Origin of the sequence: Roseateles sp., from assembly GCF_046300915.1 — a bacterium.
Lineage (GTDB): Bacteria > Pseudomonadota > Gammaproteobacteria > Burkholderiales > Burkholderiaceae_C > Kinneretia.
This window is the reverse complement of the sequence record NZ_JBKCLH010000133.1, coordinates 1-17287: the sequence shown is the minus strand read 5'-3', so window position 1 is coordinate 17287 and position 17287 is coordinate 1. Positions and strand designations below refer to the sequence as shown.

Below are 17287 nucleotides of genomic sequence, written 5' to 3'. Positions count from 1 at the left end.
CGCCCCCACCATCAAGATCTCGCCGTGCGCGAAATTGATCAGGTTGATGATCCCGTACACCATCGTGTACCCCAAGGCCACCAAGGCATACATGCTTCCCAGCACCAGCCCGTTGATGATTTGCTGGAAAAAGATTTCCATTGCCGCTGTCTCCACTCGCTACGCCATGGCCCGAGGGCCCGGCGTGACTTCTCTGAACAGCAGGGCCTCAAGGCAAAAAGGCCCGCCACCACAAGGGGCGGGCCCAAACCCAGGATGCCTGCCGGCTGCACGGATTCTAGAGGGGGGGATGCGGGCGATTTCTGGGGCTTACCCGCTGGTGCTGAAGCCTCAATCCGAGTCGCCCTCTGAGCTACCGGCGCCGGACTGAGCGTCCAGCCCCCGCAGAAAAGCCAGCTTGTCGGCGATCTTGAGCTCCAGGCCACGCGGCACGGGTTGGTACCAGCCGGGCTCGGGCATATCGTCGGGCAGATAGCGCTCACCCGCCGCGTAAGCATGTGGCTCGTCATGGGCATAGCGATACTCATGGCCATAGCCCAGCTCCTTCATCAGCCGGGTCGGCGCATTGCGCAGGTGCACGGGCACCTCGCGGCTGCCGTCCTGCTTCACGAAGGCGCGCGCGGCGTTGTAGGCCTTGTAGCCCGCATTGCTCTTGGGCGCCACGGCCAGGTAGATGACGGCCTGGCCCAGGGCCAGCTCACCCTCGGGGCTGCCCAGACGCTCGAAGGTGAGCGCCGCGTCGTTGGCAATCTGCATGGCGCGCGGGTCCGCCAGGCCGATGTCCTCCCAGGCCATGCGCACGATGCGACGAGCGAGGTAGCGCGGGTCCGCGCCGCCGTCCAGCATGCGGCTGAGCCAGTAAAGCGCGCCGTCGGGGCTGGAGCCGCGCACGGACTTGTGCAGGGCCGAGATCTGGTCGTAGAAGTTGTCGCCGCCCTTGTCGAAGCGCCTGGCATTCAGGCTGAGGGCATTGCTGACGAAGTCGGCGTCGATGGTGCTGATGCCGGCCGCGCCGGCGGCGATATCGCACTGCTCCAGCAGGTTCAGAAAGCGGCGGGCATCGCCGTCGGCATAGCCGACCAGGGTGTCGATAGCCTTGGCTTCGAAGCTCAGATGGGCCAGGGCCTTGTCGCGGGCGCGCGCCAGCAACTGACGCAGCTCGTCCTCGTCCAGCGACTTGAGCACATAGACCTGGGCGCGCGAGAGCAGGGCCGAATTGACCTCAAAGGAGGGGTTTTCGGTGGTGGCGCCGATGAAGGTGAAGAGCCCCGACTCCACATGGGGCAACAGCGCATCCTGCTGGGCCTTGTTGAAGCGGTGGATCTCGTCCACGAAGAGGATGGTGCGCTGGCCACGCGCCAGATAGGCCTGGGCCTGCTCCATGGCCGCGCGTATGTCCTTGACACCGGAAAACACGGCCGAGAGCGCAATGAACTCGCAGTCAAATGCCGTGGCCGTGAGCCGCGCCAGCGTGGTCTTGCCCACGCCCGGCGGCCCCCAGAAGATCATGGAATGGGGCTTGCCCGATCGAAATGCAAGGGCCAGGGGCTTGCCTTCTCCCAGCAGATGAGCCTGGCCAATGACCTCGTTCAGGGTCCGTGGCCGCAAGGTCTCGGCCAGGGGCACTCGCCCTCCAGACGCCGGTCCGGCAGCACTGCCGGACATGGGGGACAGGGGTTCCAGATCGGGAAACAGCGGTTCGGAATCGACGCGGGACATGGACCGATTGTCTCAAGCGGACGCGGCCTGCTTGCCCGGCATCAGCTCACCCACCCGCTGGGCCAGAGACGCGGCCAGGCTGTGCTCGGCCAGGAATACCTCACCCAGACCCGCCTCTCGCAGCAAGGCCGCCTCCTCTTCGCTGCGAGCGCATAGCAGCACCCGCAACTCCGGGTTGAGCTGCCGTGCTGTCTCCACCATCTGGCGGGCTTGCAGGCTGTCGCCCGCCGTGATCAACAACAGGGCGGCTCTCGCGATATGAGCCTGTATCAGCACGGCCGGATCGCTGGCATCGCCCGCCACCGCGGCCTGCCCCGACTGGCGCAGCGACTCCACCAGCACACGGTCCTGCTCGGCCACCACCAGATGCCGCCCCTGGGCCAGCAGGCGCGCATGCAGGCTGCGCCCCACGCGGCCATAGCCCACCAAGACCAGCTGTCCGCTGAGCTTGGACTCGTCGGTGTGGGCGGGCAGCTCGGCCAGGGGGTCTGCACGCATTTCCATGCGACGGGCCCAGGCGGACTTGCGCAATATCCAGGCCTTGCCCGGCTCCACAGCCGCGAAGAGCAGGCTGTTGAGCGCGATGGAAATCAGCGCCCCTGCCAGGATCAGGCTCTGGCCCTCGGCAGGCAACAAACCCAGGGACAGGCCCAGCCCCGCCAGGATGAAGGAGAACTCCCCGATCTGGGCCAGGCTCACGCCCACGACCAGGGCGGTGTTGAGCGGATAGCGCAGAAGCAGCACCAGGCCCATGGCGGCCAGTGTCTTGCCGACCGTGATGATGGCGACCACCGCGAGCACACGCAGCGGTTCCTCCAGCAGCACCTTGGGATCAAACAGCATGCCCACCGAGACGAAGAAGAGCACGGCAAAGGCATCGCGCAGCGGCAGCGATTCATCGGCCGCACGGTGGGCGTAGGGCGACTCGCGCATCATCATGCCGGCGAAGAAGGCACCCAGGGCAAAGGACACATCGAACAAGGCCGCCGCCCCGAAGGCCACCCCCACCGCCACGGCCACCACGCACAGGGTGAAGAGCTCGCGCGAACCGGTGCCGGCCACGGCCCAGAGCAGGCGCGGAAACAAGCGCCGCCCCACCACCAGCAGCAGCCGGATGAAGGCCGCCACCTTGGCCAGGGTCAGTCCCACGGTGTGCAGCAGGCCGCTGCCCTGGGCCGGGCCGGCCGATGAGGTCTGCGCACTGCTGGGGTCCAGCAAGCCCGACAGGGGCGGCAAGAGCACCAGCACCAGGACCATCACGAGGTCCTCGACCACCAGCCAGCCCACGGCAATACTGCCATTGGCCGTCTGCAACTGCGCACGCGCCTCCAGCGCGCGCAGCAGCACCACGGTACTCGCCACCGACAGCGACAGACCAAATACCAAGGCGCCGCCACTGCCCCAGCCCCACCAGCGGGCCAGGCCATAACCCAGCAGCGTGGCCACGGCAATCTGCACCACGGCGCCCGGCACGGCAATCCGCTTGACGGCCAGCAGGTCCTTCATCGAGAAGTGCAGGCCGACGCCGAACATCAGCAGCATCACGCCCAGCTCGGCGAGTTGCGCCGCCAGGTCCATATCGGCCACGAATCCCGGCGTGGCCGGACCGATGGCAATGCCGGCAACAAGATAGCCCACCAGGGGCGGCATGCGCAGTCGATGAGCCCCGTAGCCCAGGATGAGGGCCAGGCCAAAGCCTGCCGCCACGGTGGAGATCAGACTGACGTCATGCAGCATGCCTAGAGCGCCTCCTGCGCAGCACTCATTGCTCGATCAGATCCGCGCCCGGCGGCAGCACGAAGCGAAAGCGCTCTGCCGCCACGGGCGCGTTGGTCTGCACCGCGCTGAACTGCAGCAGGGAACGCTGGCCGAAGCCATCCACCACCTCAATGGCGGCCAGTTCCCGGCCCTTGAAGCCGACCTTGAGGCTTTGCAGCCCGGCATCGGCCTGGCGCGGCTGGGCCTGCACCCATTCCAGCCCCTGGGCCGCGGGCAGGGCCTTGAGCTCGAAGTCCTTCTCGAGATTGGCCCCCGCCAGCAGGGCCGCCGGCGTGGCGCCCAGGGCCGCGCTCATGCGGCGCGCACTGGCCTGCTTGAGGTCGGGGTCGTAGATCCAGACCTTCTGGCCATCGCCAACGATGAGCTGCTCGAAGGGCTTGGTGTAGGCGAAGCGGAACTGGTTGGGGCGCTGGAACTCGAAGCTACCGGAAGAGCTCTTCTTGCGCTGACCGTCGGGGGAGCTCACGGTCTGGGTGAATTCGGCCTTGCCGCTTTTCACCTCGCGACCGAAGTCCTTGAGCGTCTGCACGGCATCGGCCCGGGCCAGGCCGCTCAGGACCAGGGCGCCGGTGGCAAGGAGGTGGGCGAGGGACTTAAGCTTCATCACGTTTGGGCACGACCAGGTCGCGACTGCCGTTGGTATTCATGGCGCCCACCAGACCGGATTTCTCCATCTGCTCCAGCAGGCGGGCGGCGCGGTTGTAGCCGATGCGCAGATGGCGCTGCACCAGCGAGATCGAGGCACGGCGGTGCTGCAGCACCACGGCCACGGCCTGGTCGTACATGGGATCGGACTCGCCGTCCCCGCCAGCCACCAGGCCCGGCAGGCCGTCGCTGCCGCCGCCCTCGCCTTCCAGCACACCGCCCTCGAGGATGCCCTCGATGTAGTTGGGCTCGCCGCCCTGCTCCTTGAGGTACTCGACCACGCGGTGCACCTCGTCATCGCTGACAAAGGCGCCATGCACGCGCACCGGCAGGCCGGTGCCGCTGGCCATATAGAGCATGTCACCCATGCCCAGCAGGGCCTCGGCGCCCATCTGATCGAGGATGGTGCGGCTGTCGATCTTGGAGCCCACCGAGAAGGCGATGCGGGTGGGGATATTGGCCTTGATCAGGCCGGTGATCACGTCCACCGAGGGGCGCTGCGTGGCCAGAATCAGGTGGATGCCGGCGGCACGCGCCTTCTGGGCCAGGCGCGCGATCAGTTCCTCAATCTTCTTGCCCACCACCATCATCAGGTCGGCCAGCTCGTCGATCACCACCACGATATGCGGCAGGCGCTCCAGGGGCTCGGGCTCCTCGGGCGTGAGGCTGAAGGGGTTGGGGATCTTCTCCTCGCGCTCGGCAGCCTCGTCGATCTTCTTGTTGTAGCCGGCCAGATTGCGCACGCCCAGCTTGGACATGAGCTTGTAGCGCCGCTCCATCTCGCCCACGCACCAGTTCAGCGCGTTGCCGGCCTGCTTCATGTCCGTGACCACCGGGCACAGCAGGTGCGGGATGCCCTCGTAGACGCTCATTTCCAGCATCTTGGGGTCGATCATGATCAGGCGCACATCGCGCGCCTCGGCCTTGTAGAGCAGGGAGAGGATCATGGCGTTGATCCCCACCGACTTGCCCGAGCCGGTGGTGCCGGCCACCAGGCAGTGCGGCATCTTGGCCAGATCGGCCACCACGGGCGCACCGATGATGTCCTTGCCCAGGCCCATGGTGAGCATGGACGACGCATCGGCATAGACCTGGGAGCCCAGGATCTCGGACAGGCGTATGGTCTGGCGCCGCGCATTGGGCAGCTCCAGCGCCATATAGTTCTTGCCCGGAATGGTCTCGACCACGCGGATGGAGGTGAGGCTCAGCGAGCGCGCCAGGTCCTTGGCCAGACCCACGATCTGCGAGCCCTTCACGCCCGTGGCGGGCTCGATCTCGTAGCGCGTGATCACGGGGCCGGGCGAGGCCGCCACCACCCGCACCTCGACGCCGAAGTCCTTCAACTTCTTCTCGATCATGCGGCTGGTCATCTCCAGCGACTCGGGCGTCACCGTCTCCACGCGCACCGGCGCGGCGTCCAGCAGGTCCACCTGGGGCAGCTTGGTGTCGGCCAGCTCGGTGAACAGCGGGGTCTGACGCTCCTTGGCCACGCGGGTGGACTTGGGCACCTCCACCACCGGCGGCTCGATCACGATGGGGATGTGCTCCTCCACCACATGGCGCTCTTCCTCCACCACCTTCTCGCGCTCGCGCTTGGCGCGCTTGCCCACTTTTTCATCCTCGCGGATCTCGCGACGCTCCTGGCTGCGCTCGCGCAGCTGCTCCAGGCGCGCCCCCAGGGCCTCGGCCATATTGAGCCAGGAAAAGCGCAGCGCCAGGGCCATGCCCAGCACCAGAGCCACGATCCAGATCACGCCGGAGCCGGCAAAGCCCAGGGCCTTCATGCCCCAGGGACCCAGGGTGTAGCCCAGCACACCGCCGGCATGGCCGGGCAGACGGATTTCCCAGCTGTACAGCCGCGACCACTCCAGCGCACAGCTGGCACTCATGAGCAGCAGCAGCCCCCCCCAGAACAGCACACGCTCGCGCCAGTTGCGCTCCGGCGCCGGGTCGGCGCGCAAGCTGCGGGCCAGGGCTCCCAGCCACGCGCGCAGGCTCACCAGCATCAGCCACCACGCCGAGAAACCGAAGGCAAAGAACAGCAGATCGGCAATCCACGCACCGAGCGCGCCCACCCAGTTGTGGGGCAGCTCTCGTCCGCCGGACATGCTGAAGGCCGCGTCACCCTTGTCGTGGCTCAAGAGGGCCAGCAAGACCAGGCCCCACAGCAGGGCCGCAGCCACCAGCCACAGGGGCGATATGGGCTTGCGCGGCTGGGCAGCCGCCGCGGGCTTTTTCTTGGCACTGCGCTGATAAGTCTTGCCAGCGGCGGGGTTCGCGGGCGCGTCCGGCGCCTCGCTGCCAGTCAGGGATCCCAGGGGAAAACTCATGCCCGCATTGTGACCGAAGGGAACTGGCTTTGAGGCGCAGGGCACTCGCGAAACGCATCAGCCCGTCGCAACACCTCGCACCGGGGCGCCACTCAGTCGTGCGGCAGGCGCTCCTTGATCACGACCGAGCCGTTCTCCAGGGTCTCGATCACGCCCTTGTCTTCCAGGTCCTTCATGACCCGGCTGACCATCTCGCGCGAGGCGCCCACGACCTTGGCCATGTCCTGGCGCGAGACCTTGCCACGGATGATCTTGAGGCCTTTTTCATCCTCGGCCATATCCAGCAGGGTGCGCGCCACGCGACCGTAGACATCCAGCAGCGCCAGAGACTCGATCTGGCGGTCGGCATTGCGCAGGCGGGCCACCAAGCCGCGCAGAATGCCGTAGGCCATGCTGCTGCTCTCCGGCAGGCAACGGGCAAATTCCTGGCGGCCCAGCACCAACATATCGGTCTGCACTTCGGCACGAACGGTGGCCGAATGCGGTTCGTTGTCGATCAGGCTCATCTCGCCCACATAGTCGCCCGGCTGCAGCACAGCCAGGATCACCTCACGCCCACGGTTGTCGGCCGTGAGCACGCGTGCACGTCCGTTGAGCAGGATGAACAGGGCGTTGGACTTGGTGCCCTGCTCGACGATCAGCTCCCCGCGCTTGAAGCGGCGCTTGACCACACTGTCCGCGACGGACTGTGCCTGATCGGTCGTGAGCAGGGAAAACAAAGGCACCCTGCGGATCAGGTCCAGATTGGACAGCATGGCCATGTAAGAACTCCTCGGATTGGCAGTGTTCGACTTGTGCTTGTTTCCCGGTCGTCAGGCGCCCGTGAGGCGGCCTGCCTAGAATCCAGCCTATTGTGCCAACTCGTTCACACGACTCCATAGGGTCTAGGCCGTAGAAACAACAGCAAGCCCCTTGCAGCCGGAGTCTCCCAACCTCAGATAGTCCCCATGAGCCAAAGCACCCAACACCACTCCCTGCTGATCCTGGGCTCCGGCCCGGCCGGCTTCACGGCCGCCATCTATGCGGCCCGTGCCAACCTCAAACCTACCCTGATCACCGGCATGGCCCAAGGCGGCCAGCTGATGACCACCACCGAGGTGGACAACTGGCCGGCAGACGTGATGGGCGTGCAAGGCCCGGAGCTGATGCAGCGCTTCCAACAGCATGCCGAGCGCTTCAACACCCAGATCGTCTACAACCATATCAACGAGGTCGACTTCTCCAAGCGCCCCTTCACGCTCAAGGGCGACAGCGGCAGCTACACCTGCGACGCCCTGATCATTGCCACCGGGGCCTCCGCCAAGTACCTGGGCCTGGAGTCTGAGCAGGCCTTCATGGGCCGCGGGGTCAGTGGTTGCGCCACCTGCGATGGCTTCTTCTACCGGGACCAGGAGGTCTGCGTGGTCGGAGGCGGCAACACCGCCGTCGAGGAAGCGCTTTATCTCTCCAACATCGCCAGCAAGGTGCATGTCATCCACCGCCGCGACAAGTTCCGCGCCGAGCCCATCCTGGTGGACAAGATGATGGAGAAGGTCAAGGCCGGCAAGATGGTGCTGCACACCTTCCAGACCCTGGACGAGGTGCTGGGCGACCAGAGCGGTGTGACCGGCGTGCGCATCAAGAGCACGAGCGACGGCAGCACCCAGGACATCAAGCTGCAGGGCTGCTTCATCGCCATCGGCCACCAGCCCAATACCGACATCTTCAAGGGCCAGCTGGAGATGAAGGACGGCTACATCATCACCAAGAGCGGCCTGAACGGCTTTGCCACCATGACCAGCGTGCCCGGCATCTTCGCCGCCGGCGATGTGCAGGACCATGTCTACCGTCAAGCCATCACCAGCGCCGGCACCGGCTGCATGGCCGCACTCGATGCTCAGCGCTTCCTGGAGCAGGAACAGGCTTGATCAGCCAAGCCGGCTTGGCAGACTAGCCCTTGTCGGCTATACTCGCCGGCTTGCCTGCTTGATGGACCGCCCCAAGACGCAGAGCGGCCGAATTCTTTCGGCGCTTGGCCTCAAGGTTTAGCAGGCATAGAGCGGTCATGTGGCCTTGTGCCGCCCTCACCTCGGGTGAGAGTGGCGCCAGGGCTGGATGGATAGAAAGCATCAAACCGGAGAAGCGTCATGGCACGCGTCTGTCAAGTCACGGGCAAGAAGCCCATGGTGGGCAACAATGTTTCCCACGCCAACAACAAAACCAAGCGTCGTTTCCTGCCCAACCTGCAGTACCGCCGCTTCTGGCTGGAAAGCGAAAACCGCTGGATCCGCCTGCGCATCAGCAATGCCGCTCTGCGTTTGATCGACAAGGTCGGCATCGACCAAGTCGTCGCCGATCTGCGCGCCAAGGGCGAGCTGTAATCCTTCCCGTCCACTCTTAACAAAGGAACACCACCATGGCATCCAAAGGCGGACGCGAGAAGATCAAGCTGGAATCCACCGCTGGCACCGGCTTCTTCTACACCACGAACAAGAACAAGAAGACCACGCCCCAAAAGCTGGAATTCATGAAGTTCGACCCCAAGGCCCGCAAGCACGTCCTGTTCAAGGAAGTGAAGCTGAAGTAATTCGGCCTGCGCCTAAAAAAAACCGCCAGCATGCTGGCGGTTTTTTTATGTCCGTGCCACAGCGCACGGCACCTCAGCGCTTCAAGGGAGCGAATTCCTTCTCAAACCAGTCATCCAGCATGCGCTTTTCGTAGCGCAGCGGCTCAGTACCGCCATGCTCAATGGCACTGCCCCGGCCCAGGAAGTTCATGTCCACCAGGCGCTGCTTCCCTTCACGAAGGGTCTTACCCCCCTCGCTCAACACAAAGCGCAACTCCATGCTGGGCCAATCCACCTGACTGAGCACCCGCAGGCGATCCATGGAGCGACCCACGGGCCTGACATCACCAGCAAGGTTCAGGTCCAGGACCTCAACAGACAATTTCTGTGATGCGGGCAGTCGCTGAGCGGCCTGGCCGCGCATATAAGACTCCAGCTCGGCCAGATTGCGCTCACGCTCCAAGGGCCCGTCACCGGCATCCACGAAACGCTCTGGCTGCGTGAAACGCAGCTCAAGTTCCGCGGCATGAGCCACGGTCATGCCAGCAAAGCCCACGGCAAGCAGCAGACCCGAGACAAACAGACTCAGGGACGGTCTCGGGACAGGGGATGCAGCAACTCGCTTCATCGTGCCAACTCCTTCTTCTGTTACCAACACCCTTTCAGATGGGGCCAGTATAGGAATGCACAAGCAAAAAGGTGCCGCCGAAGCGACACCTTTACCGTGGAGCAAAGTGCGGACTCAGGCCCTGGCCATCCTCAGGCGCATAGAGAATTCACGCAACTCGGCAATGCCACTCTCCTCCGCCTTCTGGCACCAGGCTTGCAAATCACTCACCAGCTGCTCGGCCGAGACATTGGTGCGGGTCCAGAGCTGACGCAACTCCTCGCGCATGGTCACCAATTTGTCCAGCACCGGGCTGGCGGCTCGGGCACCGTTGATCTGAGCCTGCAGCTCGGCCGGGATGCGATCAGCATCACGATGCAGCCAGCGTTTGGCCAGCTTGAATTGCGCCCACCTGGCGCTGTGCTGCTCGCCCTGCGCTTTCAGACGGGCGAGCTCGGCCGAACAAGCCTGGCGCAGGTCGCGGGCGTAATGCGCCATGACCTCATAGCGATTGGCGATGATGGCCTCCAGAGTGTCCTTGTCCGCCGGCTTGATGTCGCCTTGGCGCAGCTTGGGTGCGGTCTTGCGCACCTTGGCCCAGCCCAGCATCTCGAAGGCGCGGATATAGCCCCAGCCGATGTCGAACTCGAAGGGCTTGACCGAGAACTTTGCCGAGGTCGGGTAGGTGTGGTGGTTGTTGTGCAGCTCCTCGCCGCCAATGATGATGCCCCAGGGCGAGATATTGGTCGAGGCGTCCTGGGCTTCGAAATTGCGGTAGCCCCAGAAGTGGCCCACACCGTTCACCACGCCGGCCGCCCAGAAAGGGATCCAGACCATCTGCAAGGCCCAGATGGTCGCGCCCAGAGCGCCGAACAGGGCCAGATTGATGATCAACATCAAGGCCACACCCTGCCAGCTGAAACGGCTGTACAGATGGCGCTCGATCCAGTCATTGGGCACACCATGGCTGTACTTCGCCAGGGTCTCGGCGTTCTTGGCTTCGGCGCGGTAAAGCTCGGCACCTTCCTTCATGACCTTGCCCAGGCCGCGCGTCTGGGGGCTGTGCGGGTCTTCCTCGGTCTCACACTTGGCGTGGTGCTTACGGTGGATCGCCACCCACTCCTTGGTGACCATGCCCGTGGTCATCCACAGCCAGAAGCGGAAGAAGTGCGAGGGAATCGGCCCGAGATCCAGAGCGCGGTGCGCCTGGGCACGGTGCAAAAAGATGGTCACAGCCGCGATGGTGATATGGGTCATCACCAGGGCATAGACCACGATCTGCCAGATGCTGGCATCCAGCAGACCCGAGCCCAGCCAGTTCACCAGACCATCGTGTACGGTCGTCAAGAGATCCATTCGTTCCTTACCCAGCGCCATTGCGGGCGCACAACATGGAGACAGTTGTGATTGTAGGGGTGATAACTAGACAACCGTACATTAATTGTTGACGGTGCCTGCTTTATCTGCCCGACATCAAGCTACTGTCGCCAAAAGTTCAGAAAACGATGAAATCCGCAAGAAAACCGGGCGTTCGCTCAGCACGGACTCAGGCCTTGCGCTCCCAGACCGCAGCGAAGAAACCATCGGTGCGGTGACGGTGCGGCCACAGCCGCAGACAGCCGCCCTCCACCAGCTCGCCGGCACGCTCGACCTGGGCCTTCTGCAGCACCTCGGCCGCATCCAGCTTGATGAAATCGGGGTGGGCGGCGCCAAAGGCCTCGGCGATGGCCTCATTCTCCGCCTCCAGCAGGCTGCAGGTGGCATACACCAGGCGCCCGCCCGGCTTGAGCAGGCGAGCGGCGCTGTCCAGGATGGCGCGCTGCTTCTCCTGAAGCTCCTGCACCGCCTGCGGCGACTGGCGCCACTTGAGGTCGGGATTGCGGCGCAGGGTGCCCAGGCCCGAACAGGGCGCATCCACCAGCACCCGGTCGATCTTGCCCGTCAGGCGCTTGACCCGCTCGTCGCGCTCATGCGCGATCTGGGCCGGATGCACATTGGACAGACCGCTGCGTGCCAGGCGCGGCTTGAGGTTGTCCAGGCGGTGCCCCGAGACATCGAAGGCATAGAGCCGGCCGGTATTGCGCATCGCCGCCCCCAGGGCCAGGGTCTTGCCGCCGGCACCCGCGCAGAAATCCACCACCATCTCGCCACGCTTGGGTGCAAGCATCAGGGCCAGCAGCTGGCTGCCCTCGTCCTGCACCTCCACCGCACCGCTGCTGAAGACCTCCAGCTTGGCCAGGGCCGGCTTGCCCTCCACGCGCAGGCCGATGGGCGAGAAGGGCGTGGGCTCGGCCGCGATGCCGGCCTGCTTGAGCGCCTGCTGCACCTCCTCACGCTTGGCCTTGAGCACATTGGCGCGCAGGTCCAGGGGCGCGCCCTCGTTCATGCTCGCCGCCAGGGCCCAGAACTCGGCCTCGCCCAGCCGGGCCATCAGGGGCTCGGCCAGCCATTCCGGCAGGTTGTGGCGCAGCTTGGGCGCGAGGGTCTCGCGGTCGATCTGGGCGACCTGGTCCAGCCACTCCAGTTCCTTGGGCGAAAGGGCGCCGCGCAGGAAGGAAGCACTGCCCTGCCAGGCCAGGATGGCCAGGCGGCGCTCCGTGGGGCCGCTGCCAGACTGGGCCAGATGCTGCAGCACCGGGCGCTGGCGCAGCACGGTGTAGACGGTTTCGGCCAGAGTGTGGCGCTCGCGCTGGCCCAGGGCCTTGTGCTTGCGGAAGAAGGCGGAGACAACGCCGTCGGCCGGCGCGTCCAGCTTGAGCACCGCGCGCAGCAGCTCGGTGCTCAGATCAAGAAGGGCATTAGGATGCATGGCCCGATTATCCCAGCCCCGCATCCCATGGACGACAGCGACCTTCAAACCCTGCCCGAAACCCCGCTGGGACGCTACCGCCATTACAAGGGTGGGAACTACGAGGTGCTGGGCGTGGTGCGCCACAGCGAGACGCTGGAGCCCCTGGTGCTCTACCGCGCGCTCTATGGCGAGCAGGGCCTGTGGGTGCGGCCACATGCCATGTTCTTCGGCGCCCTGCCCTCGGGCGAGCCGCGCTTCAAGCTGATGCCCGACTGCTGAGGCTGAGGCCTCAGCTGAAGTGTTGGGCCTCGCCGGCCAGCTGGCGCACCTGCAGGCCCTCAATGCGCAGCTGATCCTGCACGAACCAGCGCACGGCCGCGGGGTACATGCGGTGCTCCAGCTTGAGCACGCGGGCCGAAACTGCAGCCTCGTCATCGCCCGGCAGCACTGGTGCCACGGCCTGGGCCACGATGGCGCCATGGTCCAGCTCGGCGGTCACGAAATGCACCGTGGCGCCTGCAAATCGGCAGCCCATCTCCAGCGCACGGCGGTGCGTGTGCAGGCCGGTGAAAGCCGGTAGCAGCGAAGGATGGATATTGAGCATGCGGCCCGCGTAGTGGCCGGTAAAACCAGGCGTGAGGATGCGCATAAAGCCGGCCAGCACCACCAGATCGGGGGCGAAGCCGTCGATCACCCGCTGCAGTTCGGCATCAAAAGCCGCGCGGCCGGCATCCCCGGGGCCGAAGGCCTTGTGGTCCACCACGGCGGTGGCAATGCCATGGGCGGCCGCGAAGGCCAGGCCCGCCGCGTCCGGACGGTTGCTGATCACGGCGGCAATGCGCGCGGGCCAGCCCTCGGCAGCGCAGGCCTGGACGATGGCTTCCATATTCGACCCCCGCCCGGAGATCAGGATCACGATGTTCTTCATGGGGCGGCAGTGTAGGGCCTGCCTACAATCCCGACTCCCATGACCACCGCTCCCACCCCCCTGCCCCGCGTGCTCTCCGGCATGCGCCCCACCGGCGCCCTGCACCTTGGCCATTACCACGGCGCCCTCAAGAACTGGGTGCGCCTGCAGGAGCAGCACGACTGCTTCTACTTCGTGGCCGACTGGCACGCGCTCACCACCGCCCGCCCCCAGGACCGGGCCCAGCTGGAGCGCCATGTCTACGATATGGTGATCGACTGGCTGGCCGCCGGCATCGACCCCGAGCGCACCACCCTCTTCATCCAGAGCCGCATGCCTGAGCATGCGGAGCTCTTCACCCTGCTGGCCATGAGCACGCCCCTGTCCTGGCTGGAGCGCATTCCCAGCTTCAAGGACCTGGCCGAGAAATCGCCCGAGAGTGCGAGCTTCGGCCTGCTGGGCTATCCCCTGCTGCAGGCCGCCGACATCCTGATCTACAAGGCCAGCGCCGTGCCCGTGGGCGAAGACCAGGCCGCCCATGTGGAGGTCACACGCGAGGTGGCACGCCGCTTCAACCACCTCTATGGCCAGGGTCAGGCCTTGCTACCCGAACCCCAGACCCTGCTCACCGACACCGCGCGCATCGCCGGCCTGGACGGGCGCAAGATGAGCAAGAGCCATGGCAATGCCATCGCCATGCGCGAGTCGCCCGAGAGCACGGCCGAGAAGATCCGCACCATGCCCACCGATCCGCAGCGCGCCCGCCGCGGCGACCCCGGCGAGCCCCAGCGCTGCCCGGTCTGGCCCCTGCACGAGCTCTACAGTGATGAGGCCACCTTGGACTGGGCCGCCCAGGGCTGCCGCGCCGCCGGCATCGGCTGCCTGGACTGCAAGCAGCCCCTGATCGAGAGCGTGCAGCGCCAGCAGGCCCAGTGGCGCGAGCGCGCCGACCAGTACCTGGCCAATCCCAAGCAGGTGCACTGGATCGTGGAGGTGGGCACCGAGCGCGCCCGCGCCGTGGCGCGCAAGACCCTGCGCGAGGTGCGCGCGGCCATGGGCCTGGCCTACTGAGGAAGAGCCTCATGGCCGGCATCCACATCACCGATATCGAAAGCGCCATCAACTGGTGGCGCGAGCGCCGCCCCTCGCCCGACGGCATCAGCGCCTGCGCCGAGGTGCGCGCCCTGGCCGAGGTCTATGCGCTGATGGTCTATTACCGCGAGAGCGAGTGCGAGGAAGACGGCATGCCCGAGCGGGCCAAGGGCGCCTGGCTGGCCTGGTACGACAGCACGCCCGACGCACCCTGCATCGCCATCTGCTCCACCAGCCAGGGCGACGAGCTCTGCAAGGGCTGTGGCCGCACTTTTGACGAGGTGCAGAACTGGCCCGTGCTCAGCCCGGCCGAGAAGCGCCAGACCTGGCGCCGCATCACCCTGGACGGCACGGCCTGGCGCTTCAACCGCTATGCCGAGCGGGCCCTGGAAATCGGTGCCGGCACGCGGCCCGACCCGTCTCCTCCCGCGGAGCCCCGATGAAGCGCTGGCTGGGCGCGGCACGCCTGAACAGCTACGCCCAGATCCTGCCCCTGGCCTGGCCGGTCTTCATCGGGCAGCTGGCGGTGCTGATGTACTCCACCATCGACACCGTGCTGGTAGCGCGCTATGGCGCACTGGACCTGGCGGCCCTGGCCGTGGGCAATGCCATGTACACCAGCATCTTCGTAGGCCTGATGGGCGTGGTGCTGGCCATCTCCCCCTTTGCCGCCCAGCGCTTCGGCGCGCGCGATCTGACCGGTGTGGGCGAGAGCCTGCACCAGGCCGTCTGGCTGGCCCTGGGCCTGACCCTGCTGGGCGAGCTGCTCCTGCTCTGGCCCGATCCGCTGCTGGCCCTGGCCAAACCGGAGCCGGCCGTGGAGGCCATCATCCGCCACCATCTGCAGCTGCTGGGCCTGGCCCTGCCGGCAGCCATGCTGTTCACCGTCTACCGCGGCTTCAATACCGCGGTCTCGCGGCCCAAGGCCGTGATGGGCCTGCAGCTGGCCGGCCTGCTGCTCAAGCTGCCGCTCTCGGCCCTGCTGATCCATGGGCACGAGAGCCTGGGTGGCTGGCAGGGCATGGGCGCGCCGGGCGGCGCGCTGTCCACCGCCTTGGTGGTCTGGGGCCAGCTCACGGCCGGCTTTCTACTGCTGCGGCGCGATCCGCACTACCACCCCTTCGGCATCCAGCAGGGCGGCCTGCATGCACCGCGCTGGCCCCTGATCCGCCAGCTGCTGCGCCTGGGCCTGCCCATGGGCGGGGCCATCGTGATCGAGGTGACGGGCTTCACCTTCATGGCCCTCTTCATCTCGCGCCTGGGTGCCACGCCGGTGGCGGGTCATCAGCTGGCGGCCAATCTGGTGGCCATGATGTTCAGGCGGCCCAGGGCCCTGGGCACTGCCACCGGCGCCCTGGTGGGCCAGCGCATCGGCGCGCGCGATCCACGGGCGGCCGAGCGCCTGGGCTGGCACGGCCTGGAGTTCGCCCTGGGCTGCGCCCTGCTGCTGGGCGGCGCCATCTTCCTGCTGCGCGGGCCGGTGCTGGCGCTCTACACCACGGACGCCGCCATCCTGGCCGCCGCCGCGCCCCTGCTGCTGTGGGTGTGGATCTTCCATCTGGGGGATGCGTCCCAGGCCATCTCGGCCTCGGTGTTGCGCGCCCACCATGTGACCGTGGCGCCCATGCTGGTCTATGCCCTGGCCATCTGGGGCGTGGGCATCGGTGGCGGCTACTGGCTGGCCTTTGAGCAGCCCTGGCCGGCCCTGGCTGGTGCGCGCGGCTTCTGGGCCGCGGCGGCGGCCGGCCTGGTACTGGCCGCCCTAGGCCTGGTGATCGTGCAACTGATGGTTCAGAAGGCCTTGCGGGCCGAAGCCAGCGCCGCCGCTTGAGGCTCTCAGCGGCCGCCAGCGCTCGGCAGGCTCAGCACAAAGCAGCTGCCCCCGCCCTCGCGCGCCTCGCAGCGCACGCTGCCCTGGTGACGTTCCGCGATCTGCTTGACCAGGGACAGGCCCAGGCCCACGCCGCCGGCCTGCTCGGCATGGCCGGGCAGGCGAAAGAAGGGCTCGAAGATGCGCTCGCGCATCTCCGGCGGCACGCCCGGGCCGCGGTCATTCACGCGCAGCTCCAGCTGCTCGCCATGACGGCGCAGCTCCAGCAAGACCTCGGCACCGCCGCCGTAGCGGCGCGCGTTTTCCAGCAGATTGCGCAGGGCGCGACGCAGCAGACGCTCCTCACCGAGCAAGCGGCATTGCGCGGGCCGTACCTCGCTGCCGAGTCCGGCGCCGCTGCGTGCGGCCTCTTCCACGGCCAGGCCCAGCATGTCCACGGCCTCCAGCACCGGCGTCTGTCCCCCCGCCTCCAGCCGGCTGGCCAGCAGCACTTCCTCGACCAGGGCGTCAAGCTCGGCAATATTGGTGTTGATCTCGCGCTGCAGTCGCTCACGCTGAGTGGCCGAGGCCTCCTCCAGCATGGAGAAAGCCATCTTGAGCCGCGCCAATGGGGAGCGCAACTCATGGCTGGCATTGGCCAGCAGGCTTTGGTGCGAGCGCAGCAAGGTTTCGATCTGCTGGGCCGAACGGTTGAAACTGGCGGCCAGCTTGGCGACCTCGTCCCGACCCTCGTCATGCACACGGTAGCCGAGATCGCCAGCGCCAAACTGCTCCACGCCGCGCTGCAGATTCTCCAGGCGACGGGTCAGACGCCGAACCACCGGATAAGCGCCCGCCGCCACGCCCAGAAAGAGCAGAACCAGGAATACCACCAGCGCCTCACCACTGGGGCCACGCAAGGCGCCAAGAGGCCCCCACAGGGGCCAGACGGAATCCGGCGGAGCTCGCAAGCGCGGCTCCCCCATGGGGCCCAAGCTGGGCATGCCGGGCATGCCCGGCACACCGGCGCCCGGCCCCTGAGGCCCCGGGCCTCGCTGCATG

The 17287-nt window shown here is 66.5% G+C and carries 18 protein-coding genes; 7 read left to right on the top strand and 11 right to left on the bottom strand.

What is annotated here, in order from left to right; all coding sequences use genetic code 11:
* The 6 genes from ACK5F2_RS09855 to ACK5F2_RS09830 all read right to left on the bottom strand — a co-directional run.
* The coding region (locus ACK5F2_RS09855; RefSeq protein WP_409862383.1) for an ABC transporter permease subunit at nt 1–141 on the bottom strand (141 nt) is incomplete at its 3' end.
* Nucleotides 142–330: 189 nt separating this feature from the next.
* Entirely contained in the window at nt 331–1665 is a 1335-nt protein-coding gene (locus ACK5F2_RS09850; RefSeq protein ID WP_409864384.1) for a replication-associated recombination protein A, read from the bottom strand.
* A 66-nt stretch (nt 1666–1731) separates the two neighbouring features.
* On the bottom strand, nt 1732–3456 hold the full coding sequence (locus ACK5F2_RS09845) for a cation:proton antiporter (protein WP_409864383.1): 1725 nt from the start codon (nt 3454–3456) through the stop codon (nt 1732–1734).
* A 25-nt stretch (nt 3457–3481) separates the two neighbouring features.
* Nucleotides 3482–4102, bottom strand: coding sequence for an outer membrane lipoprotein chaperone LolA (lolA, locus tag ACK5F2_RS09840; protein ID WP_409864381.1), 621 nt, complete (start codon nt 4100–4102; stop codon nt 3482–3484).
* Nucleotides 4092–6473 carry a DNA translocase FtsK gene (locus ACK5F2_RS09835; protein ID WP_409864379.1) on the bottom strand — a complete coding sequence of 794 codons (2382 nt, stop codon included), beginning with the start codon at nt 6471–6473 and terminating at the stop codon, nt 4092–4094. Before ACK5F2_RS09835 ends, lolA begins: the two co-directional genes overlap by 11 nt.
* A gap of 92 nt (nt 6474–6565) precedes the next feature.
* The gene (locus ACK5F2_RS09830; RefSeq protein WP_133602949.1) at nt 6566–7234 is read right to left on the bottom strand and encodes a Crp/Fnr family transcriptional regulator; all 669 of its coding nucleotides are present in this window, start codon (nt 7232–7234) and stop codon (nt 6566–6568) included.
* A 186-nt stretch (nt 7235–7420) separates the two neighbouring features.
* Here ACK5F2_RS09830 and trxB point away from each other — a divergent pair, with 186 nt between their 5' ends.
* The 3 genes from trxB (at nt 7421) to rpmG (ending at nt 9039) form a co-directional block, all read left to right on the top strand.
* Nucleotides 7421–8380: a thioredoxin-disulfide reductase gene (gene trxB / locus ACK5F2_RS09825; RefSeq protein ID WP_409864378.1), complete on the top strand. Its 960-nt coding sequence runs from the start codon at nt 7421–7423 to the stop codon at nt 8378–8380.
* A 219-nt stretch (nt 8381–8599) separates the two neighbouring features.
* On the top strand, nt 8600–8833 hold the full coding sequence (gene rpmB, locus ACK5F2_RS09820) for a 50S ribosomal protein L28 (RefSeq protein WP_133602947.1): 234 nt from the start codon (nt 8600–8602) through the stop codon (nt 8831–8833).
* 35 nt (nt 8834–8868) lie between these two features.
* Nucleotides 8869–9039, top strand: coding sequence for a 50S ribosomal protein L33 (rpmG, locus tag ACK5F2_RS09815; RefSeq protein WP_133602946.1), 171 nt, complete (start codon nt 8869–8871; stop codon nt 9037–9039).
* 73 nt (nt 9040–9112) lie between these two features.
* Here rpmG and ACK5F2_RS09810 read toward each other — a convergent pair whose 3' ends face one another.
* The 3 genes from ACK5F2_RS09810 to ACK5F2_RS09800 form a co-directional block, all read right to left on the bottom strand.
* Nucleotides 9113–9646: a DUF3016 domain-containing protein gene (locus ACK5F2_RS09810; protein WP_409864376.1), complete on the bottom strand. Its 534-nt coding sequence runs from the start codon at nt 9644–9646 to the stop codon at nt 9113–9115.
* Between the two features lie 114 nt (nt 9647–9760).
* A complete protein-coding gene (locus ACK5F2_RS09805; RefSeq protein WP_409864374.1) occupies nt 9761–10981 on the bottom strand; it encodes a fatty acid desaturase in 1221 nt (406 codons plus the stop codon).
* A 190-nt stretch (nt 10982–11171) separates the two neighbouring features.
* A complete protein-coding gene (locus tag ACK5F2_RS09800) occupies nt 11172–12434 on the bottom strand; it encodes an RsmB/NOP family class I SAM-dependent RNA methyltransferase (RefSeq protein WP_409864373.1) in 1263 nt (420 codons plus the stop codon).
* A gap of 27 nt (nt 12435–12461) precedes the next feature.
* On the opposite strand from ACK5F2_RS09800, the gene ACK5F2_RS09795 reads away from it, so the two are divergent.
* A complete protein-coding gene (locus tag ACK5F2_RS09795; protein ID WP_409864372.1) occupies nt 12462–12695 on the top strand; it encodes a DUF1653 domain-containing protein in 234 nt (77 codons plus the stop codon).
* 10 nt (nt 12696–12705) lie between these two features.
* On the opposite strand, the gene purN is transcribed toward ACK5F2_RS09795, so the two are convergent.
* Entirely contained in the window at nt 12706–13344 is a 639-nt protein-coding gene (gene purN, locus ACK5F2_RS09790) for a phosphoribosylglycinamide formyltransferase (RefSeq protein WP_133602941.1), read from the bottom strand.
* Nucleotides 13345–13383: 39 nt separating this feature from the next.
* Here purN and trpS point away from each other — a divergent pair, with 39 nt between their 5' ends.
* From trpS to ACK5F2_RS09775, 3 genes are read left to right on the top strand one after another with little or no spacing between them, the layout of a single operon-like run.
* Nucleotides 13384–14394 (top strand): tryptophan--tRNA ligase, encoded by a 1011-nt coding sequence (gene trpS, locus ACK5F2_RS09785; protein WP_409864370.1) that lies wholly within the window; start codon nt 13384–13386, stop codon nt 14392–14394.
* A gap of 11 nt (nt 14395–14405) precedes the next feature.
* Nucleotides 14406–14858, top strand: a complete 453-nt coding sequence (locus ACK5F2_RS09780) for a DUF3717 domain-containing protein (RefSeq protein WP_409864369.1) — start codon at nt 14406–14408, stop codon at nt 14856–14858.
* Nucleotides 14855–16246 carry an MATE family efflux transporter gene (locus ACK5F2_RS09775; RefSeq protein WP_409864368.1) on the top strand — a complete coding sequence of 464 codons (1392 nt, stop codon included), beginning with the start codon at nt 14855–14857 and terminating at the stop codon, nt 16244–16246. The genes ACK5F2_RS09780 and ACK5F2_RS09775 overlap by 4 nt, the downstream gene beginning before the upstream one ends.
* A 5-nt stretch (nt 16247–16251) precedes the next feature.
* Here the strand turns inward: ACK5F2_RS09775 and ACK5F2_RS09770 are convergent.
* Nucleotides 16252–17287, bottom strand: a 1036-nt coding sequence (locus ACK5F2_RS09770; RefSeq protein ID WP_409864367.1) for an ATP-binding protein, incomplete at its 5' end; no start/stop codon positions are given.

Bases quoted from the DNA above. Each gene is read 5' to 3' on its own strand.
- trxB (WP_409864378.1), top strand. From the start codon at position 7,421: ATGAGCCAAAGCACCCAACACCACTCCCTGCTGATCCTGGGCTCCGGC.
- rpmG (WP_133602946.1), top strand. From the start codon at position 8,869: ATGGCATCCAAAGGCGGACGCGAGAAGATCAAGCTGGAATCCACCGCT.
- ACK5F2_RS09850 (WP_409864384.1), bottom strand. From the start codon at position 1,665: ATGTCCGGCAGTGCTGCCGGACCGGCGTCTGGAGGGCGAGTGCCCCTG.
- purN (WP_133602941.1), bottom strand. From the start codon at position 13,344: ATGAAGAACATCGTGATCCTGATCTCCGGGCGGGGGTCGAATATGGAA.
- ACK5F2_RS09805 (WP_409864374.1), bottom strand. From the start codon at position 10,981: ATGGATCTCTTGACGACCGTACACGATGGTCTGGTGAACTGGCTGGGC.
- ACK5F2_RS09830 (WP_133602949.1), bottom strand. From the start codon at position 7,234: ATGGCCATGCTGTCCAATCTGGACCTGATCCGCAGGGTGCCTTTGTTT.
- lolA (WP_409864381.1), bottom strand. From the start codon at position 4,102: ATGAAGCTTAAGTCCCTCGCCCACCTCCTTGCCACCGGCGCCCTGGTC.
- ACK5F2_RS09780 (WP_409864369.1), top strand. From the start codon at position 14,406: ATGGCCGGCATCCACATCACCGATATCGAAAGCGCCATCAACTGGTGG.
- ACK5F2_RS09845 (WP_409864383.1), bottom strand. From the start codon at position 3,456: ATGCTGCATGACGTCAGTCTGATCTCCACCGTGGCGGCAGGCTTTGGC.
- ACK5F2_RS09795 (WP_409864372.1), top strand. From the start codon at position 12,462: ATGGACGACAGCGACCTTCAAACCCTGCCCGAAACCCCGCTGGGACGC.
- ACK5F2_RS09810 (WP_409864376.1), bottom strand. From the start codon at position 9,646: ATGAAGCGAGTTGCTGCATCCCCTGTCCCGAGACCGTCCCTGAGTCTG.
- rpmB (WP_133602947.1), top strand. From the start codon at position 8,600: ATGGCACGCGTCTGTCAAGTCACGGGCAAGAAGCCCATGGTGGGCAAC.
- ACK5F2_RS09800 (WP_409864373.1), bottom strand. From the start codon at position 12,434: ATGCATCCTAATGCCCTTCTTGATCTGAGCACCGAGCTGCTGCGCGCG.
- ACK5F2_RS09835 (WP_409864379.1), bottom strand. From the start codon at position 6,473: ATGAGTTTTCCCCTGGGATCCCTGACTGGCAGCGAGGCGCCGGACGCG.
- ACK5F2_RS09775 (WP_409864368.1), top strand. From the start codon at position 14,855: ATGAAGCGCTGGCTGGGCGCGGCACGCCTGAACAGCTACGCCCAGATC.
- trpS (WP_409864370.1), top strand. From the start codon at position 13,384: ATGACCACCGCTCCCACCCCCCTGCCCCGCGTGCTCTCCGGCATGCGC.